Origin of the sequence: Microbacterium hydrocarbonoxydans (assembly GCF_000956475.1) — a bacterium.
Classification (GTDB): Bacteria; Actinomycetota; Actinomycetes; order Actinomycetales; family Microbacteriaceae; genus Microbacterium; species Microbacterium hydrocarbonoxydans_A.
Map to the genome: position 1 here is coordinate 94,718 of NZ_JYJB01000007.1, position 14,968 is coordinate 109,685.

General features: G+C 67.6%; 12 protein-coding genes. 11 read left to right on the plus strand and 1 reads right to left on the minus strand.

Annotated elements, in window-relative coordinates:
* Positions 1-127 precede the first annotated feature (127 nt).
* The 9 genes from RS84_RS05370 to RS84_RS05410 all read left to right on the plus strand — a co-directional run bounded on the left by RS84_RS05370 (position 128) and on the right by RS84_RS05410 (position 10,478).
* A complete protein-coding gene (locus tag RS84_RS05370) occupies positions 128-1,369 on the plus strand; it encodes an ABC transporter substrate-binding protein (protein WP_045256746.1) in 1,242 nt (413 codons plus the stop codon).
* A 72-nt stretch (positions 1,370-1,441) separates the two neighbouring features.
* On the plus strand, positions 1,442-2,347 hold the full coding sequence (locus tag RS84_RS05375; protein ID WP_045256747.1) for a carbohydrate ABC transporter permease: 906 nt from the start codon (positions 1,442-1,444) through the stop codon (positions 2,345-2,347).
* Positions 2,344-3,249, plus strand: coding sequence for a carbohydrate ABC transporter permease (locus tag RS84_RS05380; protein WP_045256748.1), 906 nt, complete (start codon positions 2,344-2,346; stop codon positions 3,247-3,249). The genes RS84_RS05375 and RS84_RS05380 overlap by 4 nt, the downstream gene beginning before the upstream one ends.
* Positions 3,250-3,268: 19 nt before the next feature.
* Positions 3,269-4,303: an NAD-dependent epimerase/dehydratase family protein gene (locus tag RS84_RS05385; protein ID WP_045256749.1), complete on the plus strand. Its 1,035-nt coding sequence runs from the start codon at positions 3,269-3,271 to the stop codon at positions 4,301-4,303.
* Entirely contained in the window at positions 4,303-5,364 is a 1,062-nt protein-coding gene (locus RS84_RS05390; RefSeq protein WP_045256750.1) for a dihydrodipicolinate synthase family protein, read from the plus strand. The genes RS84_RS05385 and RS84_RS05390 overlap by 1 nt, the downstream gene beginning before the upstream one ends.
* Before the next feature lie 8 nt (positions 5,365-5,372).
* Positions 5,373-6,374 carry a hydroxyacid dehydrogenase gene (locus tag RS84_RS05395; protein ID WP_235281391.1) on the plus strand — a complete coding sequence of 334 codons (1,002 nt, stop codon included), beginning with the start codon at positions 5,373-5,375 and terminating at the stop codon, positions 6,372-6,374.
* Complete coding sequence (locus tag RS84_RS05400) at positions 6,371-7,312, plus strand: hypothetical protein (RefSeq protein ID WP_045256752.1); 942 nt, start codon at positions 6,371-6,373, stop codon at positions 7,310-7,312. The genes RS84_RS05395 and RS84_RS05400 overlap by 4 nt, the downstream gene beginning before the upstream one ends.
* Positions 7,309-8,226 carry a GNAT family N-acetyltransferase gene (locus RS84_RS05405; protein WP_045256753.1) on the plus strand — a complete coding sequence of 306 codons (918 nt, stop codon included), beginning with the start codon at positions 7,309-7,311 and terminating at the stop codon, positions 8,224-8,226. The genes RS84_RS05400 and RS84_RS05405 overlap by 4 nt, the downstream gene beginning before the upstream one ends.
* Positions 8,227-8,330: 104 nt before the next feature.
* Positions 8,331-10,478, plus strand: coding sequence for a peptidase C14 (locus RS84_RS05410; RefSeq protein WP_082062063.1), 2,148 nt, complete (start codon positions 8,331-8,333; stop codon positions 10,476-10,478).
* 37 nt (positions 10,479-10,515) lie between these two features.
* Here the strand turns inward: RS84_RS05410 and RS84_RS05415 are convergent, their stop codons facing one another.
* On the minus strand, positions 10,516-11,178 hold the full coding sequence (locus RS84_RS05415; protein WP_045256754.1) for a GntR family transcriptional regulator: 663 nt from the start codon (positions 11,176-11,178) through the stop codon (positions 10,516-10,518).
* A gap of 160 nt (positions 11,179-11,338) precedes the next feature.
* On the opposite strand from RS84_RS05415, the gene RS84_RS05420 reads away from it, so the two are divergent.
* Both RS84_RS05420 and RS84_RS05425 read left to right on the plus strand, forming a co-directional pair.
* Positions 11,339-12,709: an MFS transporter gene (locus tag RS84_RS05420; protein WP_045256755.1), complete on the plus strand. Its 1,371-nt coding sequence runs from the start codon at positions 11,339-11,341 to the stop codon at positions 12,707-12,709.
* Positions 12,709-14,931: a hypothetical protein gene (locus RS84_RS05425; RefSeq protein WP_045256756.1), complete on the plus strand. Its 2,223-nt coding sequence runs from the start codon at positions 12,709-12,711 to the stop codon at positions 14,929-14,931. Before RS84_RS05420 ends, RS84_RS05425 begins: the two co-directional genes overlap by 1 nt.
* The last annotated feature ends 37 nt before the right edge of the window (positions 14,932-14,968 follow it).

Sequence of the window (14,968 nt, forward strand, 5' to 3'; positions counted from 1 at the left end):
TCAAGTCTTGATGTTCTCAAACCGGAAATACAACCGAAACACGAGTCTGCGAACTTGTACTTGACGAATTATCCCATCGCAGTGTCATAATGAACCGTACTCAGCACGGTTTAAGCAAAGGAGCACCATGCGCGTCAGCAAGATCACCGGCGCCGTCGCGGTATTCGCGGCCGCCACCCTGTTGGCCGGATGTTCGGCCGGCGGAGGAACCACCGCAGAGGGCGAGCAGGACATCACCGTCTGGCTGTACCCGGTCATCGCCGACGAGGCGGTGCACAAGGACTTCTGGGACTCGACGATCGCCGACTTCGAGAAGAAGAACGAGAACATCCACGTGAAGTACGAGATCTTCCCGTGGGCGAACCGCGACGAAGCTCTCCAGACGGCGATCGCTGCGGGCAAGGGGCCCGACCTCGTCTACCTGATCCCTGATCAGCTCGCCGCGTACCAGAAGTCGATCGTCCCCCTCAACGATCTGCTGAGCGCGCAGCGCCAGGATGAGCTGCTGCCCAACGTCAAGAAGTCCGTCACGATCGACGGTGACATCCTGGGCGCTCCGATCCTCACCAGCGCTCAGCCGCTCATCTGCAATGCGGCCGCGTTCGAGGCGGCCGGCGTCACCGAATACCCCAAGACCTGGGACGACGTCGCCGCGATGGCCCCCAAGTTCGTGGAGAAGGGCATGTACGCCCTGAACTATCCGGCGTCCGCGGAGAACACCCTCAACCTCACCTACTACCCGCTGCTCTGGCAGGCAGGTGGAGAGGTCTACACGAAGGACGGCGATGTCGGGTTCGACAGCAAGGAGGGCGTGCAGGCGCTGACATTCCTCACCGACCTCGCGGAGGCGGGCGCCCTGGATCCCGAAGCCCTCACCACGAACGTCCCGCTCGAACAGACGGCCATCGCCCAGGGCAAGGTCGGCTGCACCTGGAACAACGCGGTCAACGAGGTCGCGCCATTCTGGGGCGAAGAGAACGTCAAAGTGCTGGCACCGCTGACGGACAAGGAGTCCGTCGCCTACGGCACGGTCGGCTCGCTCTCGGTGCTCAAGGGCTCGAAGGCGCAGGATGCAGCGGCGAAGTTCGCCGAGTACGCCACCGGCGGCGACGTCGTCGAACCGTACCTGAAGGCCGCCGGCTACTTCTCGGCGCTCAGCACGACCGCCCCGCTGTACGCTGACGACCCGCTGCTCGGCGAGGTCGAGAAGTACATCCCCGACACGACCGTGGGCGAGCTCAACGCCTCGTCCCGTGCGCTGATGGGCGTTCTCGCACCGGAGATCCAGGCGGCCCTCCTCGGGGACAAGTCTCCGGAGGATGCGCTCAAGGATGCCGCGGCGGCCGCGGCGCCACTCATCAAGAAGTAGCAGCATCAGGGGGCGTGCGGAGCCAGACACCGCACGTCCCCTCCCTTCGCTCCCCCACGTGAGGTATTACTGATGACGACGGCAACCACGGCGAAGAGGCCCGCAGGGCGGGTCGCGCGGGTGCTCGCACGGCGAGAGGCGCGCATCGCCTTCCTGTTCGTGCTCCCCGCTTTCCTCCTGTTCATCGCCTTCCGCTTCGGTCCGAGCATCGTCGGCGTCGCCCTCAGCTTGTTCGACTACGACATCACGGGCGAGATCTCGTGGCGCGGACTCGACCATTTCCAGCGCCTCATCGCCGATCCGCTGTTCTGGCGGGCGATGGGCACGACGCTCATCTACACGGTGTTCGCCGTGCCGATCGCGCTCGTGCTCTCCACCGTGATGGCGCTTGGAGTGCGCCGCGCCTTCCGCGGCGCGCGGTTCTTCCGCTCGATCTTCTTCCTTCCCGTCATCACGTCGCTGGTGCTGGCAGGATCGATCTTCGTCTGGATCTTCTCCTCCAACGGCCCCTGGTCGACGCTGATGGCGCCCTTGGGTCTCGGCGGATCCTGGCTCGGCAGCACCATCCTCGTCATCCCCGCGATCGTCGTCGTCGGGGTCTGGTCGCGCTTCGGCTACGGCATGATGATCCTCATCGCCGCGCTGCAGGATGTGCCGCGCGAGCTCGAGGAGGCCGCTCTGGTCGACGGCGCCAACGCCTGGCAGAGGTTCCGGTACATCATCCTTCCGGTGCTGCGCCCGACGTTCTTCTTCCTCGCAGTGATCGAGACGACCGCCGCGTTCCAGGTCTTCGACGTCATCTACGTGATGACCCAGGGCGGGCCTGCGAACGCCAGCTACTCGCTGGTCTACCTGCTCTACGACCAGGGGTTCCGGTACTTCGACTACGGCTATGCGGCCGCCGTCGGCGTGGCCCTGTTCATCATGACCCTCGTCGTCGCGCTGATCCAGCGCCTGGTGATCGGAAAGCAGAAATGACCGCCCTGTTGCAGCCTCCGACCCGGACTGAGAACGCCGTGCAGACGGGCGCGTCACGGCGGCGCCGGGCTTACCGCGCGCTCCAGCCGACCGGCTGGGGGATCGTCGCCCGGTGGGTCTGGCTGAGCGTGGCCGGCATCCTCAGCTTTTTCCCCTTCTACGCGATGGTCGTGCTGAGCCTGAAGCCCGGCATGGTCGTCGAGCTCCCCGGCTCGCTGTCGCCCTTCCAGGACATCTCGTTCGAGGCCTACGAACAGGTGCTCACGGGGCAGAACATCCTCGGCTGGCTCGGCAACACGCTCATCTATTCGCTCGTCTCGGTCGTGGCCGTGCTGTTCCTCTCCGCGCTCGCTGGATACGCCTTTGCGAAGAAGCGCTTCCGGGGCAAGGAGGTGATGTTCTGGTCGTTCCTCGCCATGGTGATGGTGCCGTTCCACGTCACTCTCATCCCGACCTTCATCCTGATGGCGAACCTCGGCGGCGTCGACACCTACTGGGGCCTGATCCTTCCGTCGCTCGCGAACGCGCAGGCGGTGTTCCTGATGCGTCAGTTCATCCAGGGCCTGCCGGACGAGCTCTTCGAGGCCGCGCGCATCGACGGTGCGGGGGAGTTCCGGATCTTCCTGCAGATCGTGCTTCCCCTGTGCAAGCCGATCCTGGCGACGCTGGGCATCTTCGTCTTCCTGTGGCACTGGAACGACTTCCTCTGGCCACTCATCATCGCGAAGTCCAACGCGATGTTCACACTCACCGTCGGCATCTCGTCGCTGCAGCAGCAGAACGTTCCGCTGAGCACCATGCTCGCCGGATCCGTCGTCGCGCTGCTGCCGATCTTCCTCGCGTACCTCATCGCTCAGCGGTACGTGCAGGAGGGCGTGGCCGGCACGGGGATCAAGGGCTGAGAAGAAGGGAAAGCACCACATGACTCAGCACAGCTTCACGTCGGAGGCGGAGCTCGAGGAGGCCCTCGCCACGCCGAGCGCAGGCCTGATCGAGGACCTCGCCCGGGGAGAGGGGGACCTCGTGATCCTCGGCGCAGGCGGCAAGATGGGCCCCACCCTGGCAATGCTCGCGCGACGAGGGATGGATGCCGCCGGGCGTCAGGACGACGCGGTCCACGCGGTCTCCCGCTTCGGCGATGCCGCGGTCCGAGAGCATCTGGAGAAAGCGGGCGTGAACGTGGTGCCCTTCGACCTCATCCAGAACGATGACTTCTCCTCGCTGCCGGACGCACCCAACGTGGTGTTCATGGTCGGCGCGAAGTTCGGCGCCGCGACCAACGCGTCCTGGGCCTGGGAGGTCAATGCCGCACTGCCTGACCGCGTCGCCCGCCGCTACCGCGACAGCGCGATCTCGGTGCTCTCGACCGGCAACGTCTACCCCTTTCTTCCCGCCTCTTCCGGCGGAGCATCCGAAGATGTCCAGCCCGCTCCCATCGGGGAGTATGCGCAGTCCTGCCTCGGACGCGAGCGGGTGTTCGAGTTCGGCGCGCAGGAGCGGGGCACCAGGGTCGCGATCATCCGTCTGAACTACGCGGTCGACCTGCGTTACGGCGTGCTCGCCGACATCGGCAGCGCCGTGCATGCCGGTCAGCCGGTGTCGGTCGCGACCGCCAACGTCAACGTGATCTGGCAGGGCTACGCGAACGAGGTCGTGCTGCGCAGTCTCGTGCACGCCTCCACGGATCCCCTCATGATCAACCTCACCGGTCCCGAACTGCTGAGCGTCGAGTCGATCGCCCGCCGCTTCGGGGCACTGTTCGACCGCGACATCACGATCGTCGACGAACCGCAGCCGACCGCATTGCTCAGCGACGCCCGTCGGTGCATGGCGCTGTTCGGCTACCCGGCGATCTCCGCCGAGACGCTGATCAGCCTGCAGGCCGGCTGGATCGAGAGCGGACTGCCGATGATCGCCAAACCCACCAAGTGGGCAGTGCGGGACGGGAAGTTCTGATGGTGGTTCCGGCCCTGCGCCCCGAGGCCGCAGCGACGCTCGCCCGTGGAGCCGTGATCCCGGCGCACCCCCTCGCGCTCACGGCGGAGAGGCGCATCGACGAGCGGCGTCAGCGCGCACTCACCCGCTACTACCTCGACGCCGGAGCCGGAGGCATCGCGATCGGCGTGCACACGACCCAGTTCGAGATCCGCGACCCCGAGCACGGTCTTTTCGAACCCGTCCTCGCGCTCGCCGCCGAGGAGCTGGATGCACGCGCAAACGCCGATGTCGTGCGCATCGCCGGCGTCGCGGGCGGTACGGCCCAAGCCGTGGCGGAGGCCGAGCTCGCCCGCGATCTCGGATATGACGCAGTGCTCGTGAGCCCGCGCGTCGCCGGTGCCGACGAGCGCGCCCTTCTGGAGCGCGCGAGCGCGGTCGGGGAGGTGCTGCCGGTCGTCGGCTTCTATCTGCAGACCGCGATCGGCGGCCCCGTGCTCGACCGCGGATTCTGGTGCGAGTTCGCCTCGATTCCCGCCGTCGTCGCGGTCAAGGCGGCGCCCTTCGACCGCTATCGCACGTTGGAGCTGGTTCGCGGAGTCGCCGCATCCGGCAGAGCCGACGAGATCGCGCTCTACACAGGCAACGACGACGCGATCGTCGCCGATCTCCTCTCCGAGTTCCACGTGGACTCTCCGTCCGGTCCGCGCACGCTGCGCTTCGTCGGAGGGCTGCTCGGCCAATGGGCCGTCGGCACGCGCGCCGCCGTCTCGCTCCTCGACCGGGCTCGGCAGGCGATGAGCGGCGACCAGCGTGCGTATCGCGAGCTGGGGCTCGTCGCCTCGGACATGGTCGACGTCAATCAGGCGGTGTTCGACCCGGGTAACGACTTCCACGGCGTGATCGCCGGTGTGCACGAGATGCTCCGTCAGCAGGGCCTCCTCGACGGCATCTGGTGCCTGGATCCCCACGAGGGTCTTTCGCCGGGACAGTCGGAGGAGATCGAGCGGGTGCGACGTGCGTACCCCCACCTGAACGACGACGCCTTCATCGCCGAGAACCTCGAGGCCTGGCTGAGATGAACGACGTCATGCGTGCACCGACCGTCGTCGCGGTCGTCTCGGAGGAGCTCTTCGCAGAGTTCTTCTCGGACGCCGATGCGACGCGCCTGCGAGTGGTCGCTGAGAGTCTCGGAGGCGCGTTCGTTCGCGTCGACGACCTTGCGGATGCTGAGCTCAGCGAGGCGCGCATCGTGATCACCAGCTGGGGCATCGGCCCCTTCGATGAGGCAGTGCTCGCGACTCTTCCCACACTCGAGCTGATCGCGCACACCGGTGCCACGATCAAGCCCTTCGCGACGGACGAGCTGTTCGATCAGGGCATTCTCGTCACTCAGGCGGGTGCCGGGATGGCGCGATCGGTGGCGGAGGTGTCGCTGACGTTCACGCTGGCGCTGCTGCACCGGGTGCCGGAGATGCACAACGCGCTGCGGGCGGGGAGCGGGTGGTACGACGCAGCCGCGACGGGCGTGCAGCGCGAGATCCTGGGAGCGCGCGTGGCCGTGATCGGTGCATCCCGAACCGGTCGGGCATACCTCGAACTGATCCGTGCGCTGGGGGCAGAGCCGCTGCTAGTCGACCCGACCGTCGACGCGAGGGAGTCGAAGGCGCTCGGCGCCGAGCTCATGAGCCTCGACGACGCTCTGCGGCGCGCCGAGATCGTCGCGGTGCACGCGCCCACCCTTCCGGAGACCCACCATCTGATCGGTCGCCGCGAACTCGCGCTCCTGCCAGACGGCGCCGGGATCGTGAACACCGCCCGCTCGTGGCTGGTCGACGAGGCCGCGCTGATCGACGAGCTGCGCGATGGCCGGCTCAGCGCGGCGATCGATGTGTTCGACGAGGAGCCTCTCGCGGCGGACAGCCCGCTGCGTGGTCTTCCCGGTGTACTGGTGACTCCGCACCGCGCTGCGGGCACGAGCCAGGGACGGCTGCGTCAGGGGCGGATCATCGTCGACGAGGTCGCCGCATTCGCGGCGGGGCGCCCGCTCTCGCACGTCGTCTCCCGCGACCAGTTGTCATCGATGGCATGAACGGCTCGCCGCTGCGCGTGGTCTTCGCCGGTCTTGCGCACTCGCATCCGTACACCGACGCCGCGAACGTCCTCGCCCTGGGCGCCGACGTCGTCGGCGTGCATGACTCGGACCCTGCCGCGGTCGAGGATTTCACCGGCCGGTACGGCGGTGCGGCCGTGGCGTCAGCGGCCGATCTGAGCGCGCTCGACCCCGACCTCGTGATCGCGACCCCGCGCCCGCACGAAGTCGTACCTCTCCTCGAGGTGCTCGGCGGCGCGGGCATCCCGGTCTTCGTCAACAAGGTCATCGCGTCGACGCCGGCCGGGCTTGCAGAGATCGATCGCGTCGTCGCGGCGACGTCGTCTCCTGTCGGCACCAGCTCCGTCCTCCGCTTCGCCCCGGCGCTCCGGGCGCTCGCCGCAGAGGTCCGTGCACAGAAGGTGCTGGGCCTGCGTGTGCATGCGCAGCACGACAACACCGGCTTCCAGCTGCCCGACCGCTCCTGGCAGGACGACCCGCAGCGAGGCGGCGGCACGCTCGTCACGGTCGGGATCCACGCCTGGGAGATGCTCGATGTCGTGCTTCCGGGTGCGACGCTCGTCGAGGGAACCGGCTGGACCCGTGCGTACAGCGGATCCGAGACCGCATCAGAGGATGCGGCCGGCGTCGACGTTCGAATGCGGGTGCCTGGTATGGCACGCGAGGTGCCCGTGCAGGTGCTGATCACCGGGATCCGTGGCGCGGACGCGTATTCGGTGGATGTGATCACAGCCACCGGCATCCACTCGGTCCGTCTCGACGTCGAAGACGCGAACGAGGCTCTGGGGTTCCGCGGCCTGGCCGGCGCGCTGCTCGATGCGGCGCAGCGCGGAGCGACGATCGCCGCCTGGAGCCAGGCTCGAGCGGTCGTGGCGAACAGCGTGGGTGCGGCCGAGATCGCCCGAGGCGGCGCATGAGCGCTCAGGCGATCCGTGCGGCGCGCGCAGACGATGAGATCGCGCTCGCTCGGCTGTGGGCGGCGGCCTTCACGCCTCCGCTGGCGCCCGATCAGTGGCTCATCGACGAAGAACGGCTCGAGCACACCCTTGTCGCCGAGGACGAAGACGGTCTGTGCGGCTCGATCTACGGCCTGCCCAAGACGCTGCGCGAGAGTGAAGGCGGCACTGCCGTCGTCCATTCGATCGGCAGCGTGGCCGTGGCTGTACGAGCGCGCGGGCAGGGCCTCGCTCGTCGACTTGTGGCCGCCTCTCTGCAGGCCGCGGGCGACGCCGACTGGGCGCTGCTGTTCACGGGCACGCCCGAGGTGTACCGCTCGAGCGGTTTCGAGACGTTCTCGATGCCTCGCACGATGACCGGCATGTGGCGCGCGCCGTCAGCGGCCGATGCCGATGCGCGAGTCGTGCGCGCGACCGTCGGCCCCGGCAGCCTCCGCGACGTGCATGAGGTCTACGAGCGCTCGCGTGCGGACCGGGTCGTCTTGGCTCCCGTGCGTGGCGATCGGGACGTGGCGATGGCTGAGGTGCGGATGCGCGGCGCGACCCTTTACCGCCGATTCGTCGGACCGGCTGTGGCCGGTTACGCGATCGCCGAGACCCGCGGAGAGCTCGGCCTGCTGCTGGAGAGCGCCGTGCGCCCCGATGCGGAGAACGTGCGCGGCGATCTGCTGTCAGCGATAGCCGCGGACTGGGCGTCGGCCGGTGTGAGGTCGTGCGAACTCGCCGTCCCCGCCCTGCCCGAGGAGGAGGCGGCGCTGCGAACCTTCGCTCCGGCAGCCGTGCGCAAGGAGGATCGCACCGGCATGACACGCCCGCTGCGTCGTGCCTCGCGTCTCGACGGCATCCGTCATTTCACGGCGGGCGACTACTTCTGAGCGCGCGCTCGGAGATATCTGGGGACTGGGGATCGATCGGATGACGCGACCGGCCGGATGACCGGACGCCTGACCGCGGCGAGAACGTCGCTAGGAGGATGAGCATGACCCAGCAGGACAAGACCGAGACCGCCGCTCTGCGCAGCAGGCGCATGCTGCTCGCCGGATTCGGAGCGGCGGCGATCGGCGGTGTGGCCGCAGTGAGCGTACAGACACCCGCGCAGGCAACGGGCCCCCATGCTGTCCAGGGGGCTTCCGGGTCGTCGTCGGGGGCGAGCGGCGGCACCGCGATCGACCTCGTAAAGCGCAAGGGCAAGAACGGAGACCTCGTCCGCACGACCGGCTATTCCGTCCCGGGCGACGGAGGTGCCGGGCTGTACCGGTTCGTGAAGCCGGATGCGCCTGCGGCGAATGGCGGCACCGTGCTCGCGGCTCCCGACGGAGGCGCGTGGCTGCTCGTGCATGACGGGGTCGTCGACTTCCGCATGTTCGGCGTGAAGGACGCGACCGTCAACGCCGATGATGCTCTCGACGCCATGGTGAACGATCCGAGCATCCATCGCATCGAGGCGCACAGCGACCTCAACTTCGTACGTCGCCACAGGTTCTCCCGGTCGAACATCGCCTTCGACTTCGGTGGACACCTGATGACGACCGTGGGTATCGAGAATGCGGGCAAGGACGACCCGTTCGCGGCGGTGATGTTCTTCCGTGGCGAGGTGACCGATGCCGTGCACGAAGCGAAGCTGGGCGAGGTCGTGCCGGATCTCGGCGACGTCTTCCCGGTGGCCGATTCGTCGTTCTTCACGGTCGGCGACTGGTACGCCGCTGAGGTCAACGCGCTGTCGGGCCGGTGGGAGCGCGAGCTGCAGCGGATGGTGCAGGTGACGCAGATCGTCGACGGCACGCACATCCGCATCAACTACAAGAACGGCTGGCCGCTCGGCAAGGACCGCACGATGACCTGGCGCCGAGTGGTTCCGGTGCAGGACGTGACCGTCTCGAACCTGAAGTTCCTCGGCACCGGGACCGACGAGTACACAGGTTCGCACCCGCTGGCCTTCGAGTACGCGGTGCGCTGCGACGTCGATCACATCGACGGCACCGGCACGTTCTGGCCGCTGATCCAGCGTCGATGGAACACGTACTACTCGACCGTCAGCTGCACGCTCAAGAACCCCACCTCGGTCACCTGGGGCGGAGCAGGTTACCTGACGCAGCAGATCTACTGCCTCTACGGATACGTCGCGAACTGTCATACGGCCAACGCCCGGCACCTCAACGACTTCACCGCCAGCGCCTACTGCCTGGTCGAGAACTGCCACGGCGACGGCGACGATCAGGGGCCGTTCGTCACGCATGGACAGTACGAGCACGATCTCACCTACACGGGCAACTCGGGGCTCATGACCTTCGCGAACTCGGGGGCCGCATGGGGCTCGGCCGCCAAGCGCATCACGGTGCGCAAGCACGTGTGCTCGTGGTTCGTCGCTCGCGTGCGCGTCACGGACCTCACCCTGGAAGACGTGCAGGTGATCGGCAAGCCGTCGCTCGCAGGATCCGGGATGCTGTGGATCAATGCCGACGGCGCCCAGCTGCGCGGGTGCACGGCATCCGACACCCTCGTGATCACCCAGACATCCGACAACTCCTCACGGCCGACCGTGATCACTGACTCGCACTTCACGTTCGTCGCTCCCGGTGAGCTCACCAACGCGACCGTGAAGACGCCCGTCACGTTCGTCGACACCGTGCTCGAGCGCGTCGGCGGAATGAAGATCACGGGCGCCGGATCCGTCACGTTCCGCGGCTCCACACTCACCGCGGCCGACGACGCGGCGCCCATCGTCTCGTCGTCGGAGCGGTTGCGATTCGAGGGATCGACGCTTCGCAACGCCCGCATCGCGGCGGCGCGATCCGAGCGTCAGGCGATCGAGATGGCCGGATCCGATGTCGCGATCAAGGGCGGAACGGCGATCTCCCGCACTGGCGACGGCGAGCTGCACCTCTCGCTGTCAGACAGCACCTTCCTCGCCGAGGGCTCGTCGACGCATGTCTCGGTCACGAAAGGCGTGACCCACTATCGCGCGGTCGGCAACCGCTTCGAGGGTGGGGCGGTGGAACTGACGGATGCCGCGTTCGGTGCGTCGTCGACGCTGGTGCACACCGGCAACGTCGAGTCGGGTGTGAACCGCACGGCTTTCCCCGCCGCGGGCGATCGGGTCGTCGACGCCGCCAACCTCGTCGTCTGAGGATGCCGCTTTCAGCGGGCGGCGGTCGTCTGCGGGGTCAGGGTGCGGTTCGCTCCGCAGACGGCGCGATGCGCTCGACGGCTCTGGTCACGTGCTCGGTGATCACCGCCCGCGCCCGTTCGGGATCGCCGCTCGCGATGGCGTCGACGATGTGCTGGTGGCTGCGCACGTGCTCCTCCTGCTCCGCAGGAGCGAGGGCGGCGTTGGCGGCGCGCAGGAAGCCGGTGATGCGGCCGCGCAACTGGCCGCTCACCTCATCGAGGAAACGGTGCTCGGCGAGCTCGGCGAGCGTCTCGTGAAAGAGGCGGTCCTGGCGCAGCACTTCGTCGATATCGCCGGGCTCGGCATCCGACATCGCCTGGATGATCGAGCCGAGCCGGGCTGCCGACTCCTCGTTCCATCGTTCCTGCACCCGGATCGCCATGAACTGCTCGAGCACGATCCGCAGGCTCGAGATCTCCTCCAGGTCCTGCGCGCTGAGCTGCGCGACGCGCGCGCCGCGGCGGGGCTCCCGTGTGATGAGGCGCTCCTGGGCGAGACGGGTCAGGGCCTCGCGCACCGGGATGTGGCTCACGCCGAGTCGCTCGGCGAGCTTCCTCTCGACGAGGCGCTCGCCGGGGACGAACTCGCCGGAGTGGATGGCCGAGCGCAGTGCCTCGGTGACCTGTTCGGCGATGTTCTGGTCCGAGACGCTGCGCATTCGCTGCCCTTCTGTATCCGCGGCGCCGTCTCGTCGAGCGAGCGATCGAGCGAGCGCGTTCGTTCGCTCGATGCTATGGCATCTTCGCGAATCAGTAGACACGTCGAGGTATTTGCTAGATGCTATAGCAAAGCAACGGCCCGACGATGAGGAGTCGCCAATGTCCCAGGACGGAACCGTGATCGGTGCGCGCACGCCGGAGGAGGTGGGGGCATCCGCCATGAAGAAGGCCATCTGGCGCCTCGGCCCCTTTCTCGGGCTGCTGTACCTGGTGGCCTACATGGACAGGAACAACGCAGGCTTCGCCAAGCTGGAGATGACGACCGCGTTGCAGATCACCGAAGCCGCCTTCGGGTTCGCCGCGGGCATCTTCTTCATCGGGTACCTGCTCTTCGAGGTCCCCAGCAATCTGCTGCTCGAGCGCTTCGGCGCCCGCAAGTGGATCGCCCGCATCATGGTGTCGTGGGGCGTGGTCGCCGCGTTGACGGCGTTCGTGCAGGACTCGACGCAGTTCGCGATCGCGCGCTTCGTCCTCGGCGTCGCCGAAGCAGGGTTCTTCCCCGGGGTGCTTCTGTACCTCACCCTCTGGTTCCCGAGGCAGTACCGAACCCAGGTGCTCGCGGTCTTCGTGCTGTCGAACCCGATCGCCAACGCGGTCGCCGCACCGCTGTCCGGCTGGATGCTGGAGCTCCACGGCATGTGGGGTCTTGCCGGCTGGCAGCTCGTCTTCCTGCTGCAGGGCATCCCCGCAGTCGTCCTCGCGTTCGTGGTCTTCTTCTGGCTGCCGGACCGTCCGCAGGACGCGCGCTGGCTCGATGCGAGCGAGCAGCAGTGGATCGATGACACCCTCGCGGCCGAGACCGCTGCCACAGAGCAGAAGCACGGCCGGCTGCGTCTGGGAGAGGTGTTCGGCAACGGGCGCCTGTGGACCCTGATCGTGCTGTTCTTCGGCGTCGTCTTCGGCGCGTACGGACTGGGAATGTGGCTGCCGACGATCGTGAAGAGCATGGGCGACTTCTCCAACTCCACGACCGGCTGGCTCGTCGCGCTGCCGAACCTGTGCGCGGCCCTTGTCATGCTCCCGTGGGAGCTCGCCGCCAGGAAACAGGGCAACATCCCACTGCAGATCGGCATCACGCTCTCGATCACTGCGCTGTCGCTCGTCGCGGCGGTCGCGGCTCAGGGCACTCCGGTGGTCGCGCTCATCGCGTTGTGCCTCGGCATGTCGGCGCTGTTCTCGACCACGCCGCTGTTCTGGAGCCTGCCGCCGATGGTGCTCACCGGCACCGCCGCCGCTGCCGGGCTCGCGTTCATCAACTCGGTCGGCAACCTGGCCGGCTTCGCCGGTCCGTACGCGATCGGCTGGATCAGCGGGACCACCGGCTCGGCGATCTGGGGGCTGCTCCTGATCGCCGGTCTCACTCTGCTCGGCGCGACCATCGCCTTCGTGCTGAGCCGGCGGAGCGATTTCACGATTCCGGCCGCGGCTCTGCTCGACGTGGGCGAGCTCTCGACGACGAAGGAGTCATGATGACACACACTGCATCCGCCGTGGCGGACCCGCACACGCCGAGCGACGATGACGCACGCGCGCGCGTGCGTTCCACAGGTCGCCGCGCCCTCATCGCAGGGCTCGGTGCGGCCGCGCTCGGAGCCGCCGGATCCATCGCCGGCGCGTCGGCCGCACACGCGTCCCCGGTCGGTGCGGGCACGAAGAACGTCACGATCGCGAAGTCCGTCTCGGATCTCTCCGGTCTTCGTGCACGCGAGGGCGAGGTGGCGGTCGTCGCGGGCTACCGGGTGCCGGGCGACGCCGGACTTCTCGCGTACGTGGGGGCCGGCGAATCGGATGCCGCAGCCAACGGCGGAACGGTGATCGCCGGCAGGGCGGGTACGAAGTGGCTGCTGCAGCATGACGGCACCGTCGACTTCAGGGTCTTCGGCATCATGGGGGCAGACACCCCGGCCGATGATGCGCTCGATGCCATGGTGGTCGATCCGCGCATAATGCGGATACAGGGCAGCACCGATCTGCTGTTCCAGCGGCGGCATCGCTTCACCAGATCCCACCTCGAGATCGACTTCGGAGGCCATCTCATCACGACCGACGGGATCGAGGAGAACACCCACGACAACCCCTTCGGCGCTGTGATGTTCTTCTCCGGAGTGTCTCTCGACGTCGTCGTCGAGCACGAGCTGGCTGAAGCCTGGCCGGAGCTGACGGATGCCGTCGCGGTGCCGGATGCGACGAAGTTCCCCGTCGACACGTGGTGGGCGCTGCAGTGCGACTCCGTGGCCGGAGGCGGGGCCGATGAGCGCGAGATCCAGCGATTCGTCCAGGTGACCCAGCAGATCGACGGCCAGCACATCAGGATCAACTACCTGAACGGCTGGCCGCTCGACAAGGGCCGCAGGCTCACGTGGCGGCAGATGGATCCTGTCGCGGGAGTGCGCATCTCCGATATGAGATTCCTCGGGGCAGGGCCGTTCGACGGCCCCTCCGACGGGTCGCTGCCCGACTCCCGCGAGCGAACCGGATCGCACCCGATCGCCTTCGAATACGCCATCCACTGCGACGTCGCCGACGTCCATGCCAGCCGCACCTGGTGGCCGGTCGTGATGCGACGGTGGAACACCCACTTCTCGACCGAGCGCTGCTCGATCGAGAACCCGCCCACCGTGTTCTACGGGGGCGCGGGATATCTCACGCAGCAGATCTACAGCCTCTACGGTCGGGTGAGCGACTGCACGTCATCCAACGCGAGGCATCTCAATGACCTGACCGCGAGCGCATACTGCATCGTGGAGAACTGCCACGGCGACGGTGACGATCAGGGAGGAAACCCCTTCACCACGCACGGCCAATACGAGCACGACCTCACCTTCATCGGGTGCTCGGGGCTGATGGACATCGCCAACTCGGGGGCGCAATGGGGCACCTCCGCCAAACGAATCACGGTGAGAGATCACGTCTGCTCGTGGTTCGTCGCCGGCACGAAGATCAGCGATCTGACGCTCGAGAACGTCCGCGTGATCGGGCGTTCGACCTTCGACCCGCAGGCCACCATGACGGTCAACGCCGATGGGGCGCAGCTTCGCGGCTGCACCGCAGGCCTGCTGGCGATCGGACAGCGGTCCGCTCGATCGTCGAGGCCCACGACGATCGAGGACTGCACGTTCGCGCTGCCCAAGGATCAGGTGCTGATACAGACCCCTGTCACGGCTCCGGTCAGCTTCGTGCGCTGCACGATCACCGGAATCGATGGGATGAAGGCCCGCGGTGCCGGACCTGTCGAGTTCCTCGATTGCCGCCTGAGCGGTCCGGCGACAGGAGCTCCCGCCGAGCTCGGCGCGTCGCGGGTGGCCATCCGCGGGGGCAGTGTGCGCGACGTCCTGCTCACCGCCACCGCGGTGCGCGACCAGATCATCGTGGTGGAGGGAGTCGAGCTCGGCACCGACCGCGACGCGGGTGCCCTGCTCTCGCGGGCCGCGGGCGCGGGGGTCGTCACCTGGCGGCTGAGCGGCGTGAGTTCCACGGCTGAGAAGGGAGCGGCGCACCTGGACGTCAGTGCGGGGGTCAACCACGCGCGCATCACAGGCAGCCAGTTCGTAGGCGGGCATCTGCGGCTGGCGGGTGGATTCTCCGAGTCCTCCACGCTGCTCTACAGCGACTGTGTCGAACGTCAGGTCGAGGCCGGACTCCCCGAGGCAGGCGCGCGGGTGCTATTGGCTGATGTGCTCAAGATCGCGTGACGGGCGTGACGCAGCCCCGCACCTCGCGTGCGTCGGC

Excerpts from the sequence above, each read along its gene's own strand:
- RS84_RS05370 (WP_045256746.1), top strand. The coding sequence starts at position 128 with ATGCGCGTCAGCAAGATCACCGGCGCCGTCGCGGTATTCGCGGCCGCC.
- RS84_RS05375 (WP_045256747.1), top strand. The coding sequence starts at position 1,442 with ATGACGACGGCAACCACGGCGAAGAGGCCCGCAGGGCGGGTCGCGCGG.
- RS84_RS05380 (WP_045256748.1), top strand. The coding sequence starts at position 2,344 with ATGACCGCCCTGTTGCAGCCTCCGACCCGGACTGAGAACGCCGTGCAG.
- RS84_RS05385 (WP_045256749.1), top strand. The coding sequence starts at position 3,269 with ATGACTCAGCACAGCTTCACGTCGGAGGCGGAGCTCGAGGAGGCCCTC.
- RS84_RS05390 (WP_045256750.1), top strand. The coding sequence starts at position 4,303 with ATGGTGGTTCCGGCCCTGCGCCCCGAGGCCGCAGCGACGCTCGCCCGT.
- RS84_RS05395 (WP_235281391.1), top strand. The coding sequence starts at position 5,373 with ATGCGTGCACCGACCGTCGTCGCGGTCGTCTCGGAGGAGCTCTTCGCA.
- RS84_RS05400 (WP_045256752.1), top strand. The coding sequence starts at position 6,371 with ATGAACGGCTCGCCGCTGCGCGTGGTCTTCGCCGGTCTTGCGCACTCG.
- RS84_RS05405 (WP_045256753.1), top strand. The coding sequence starts at position 7,309 with ATGAGCGCTCAGGCGATCCGTGCGGCGCGCGCAGACGATGAGATCGCG.
- RS84_RS05410 (WP_082062063.1), top strand. The coding sequence starts at position 8,331 with ATGACCCAGCAGGACAAGACCGAGACCGCCGCTCTGCGCAGCAGGCGC.
- RS84_RS05415 (WP_045256754.1), bottom strand. The coding sequence starts at position 11,178 with ATGCGCAGCGTCTCGGACCAGAACATCGCCGAACAGGTCACCGAGGCA.
- RS84_RS05420 (WP_045256755.1), top strand. The coding sequence starts at position 11,339 with ATGTCCCAGGACGGAACCGTGATCGGTGCGCGCACGCCGGAGGAGGTG.
- RS84_RS05425 (WP_045256756.1), top strand. The coding sequence starts at position 12,709 with ATGACACACACTGCATCCGCCGTGGCGGACCCGCACACGCCGAGCGAC.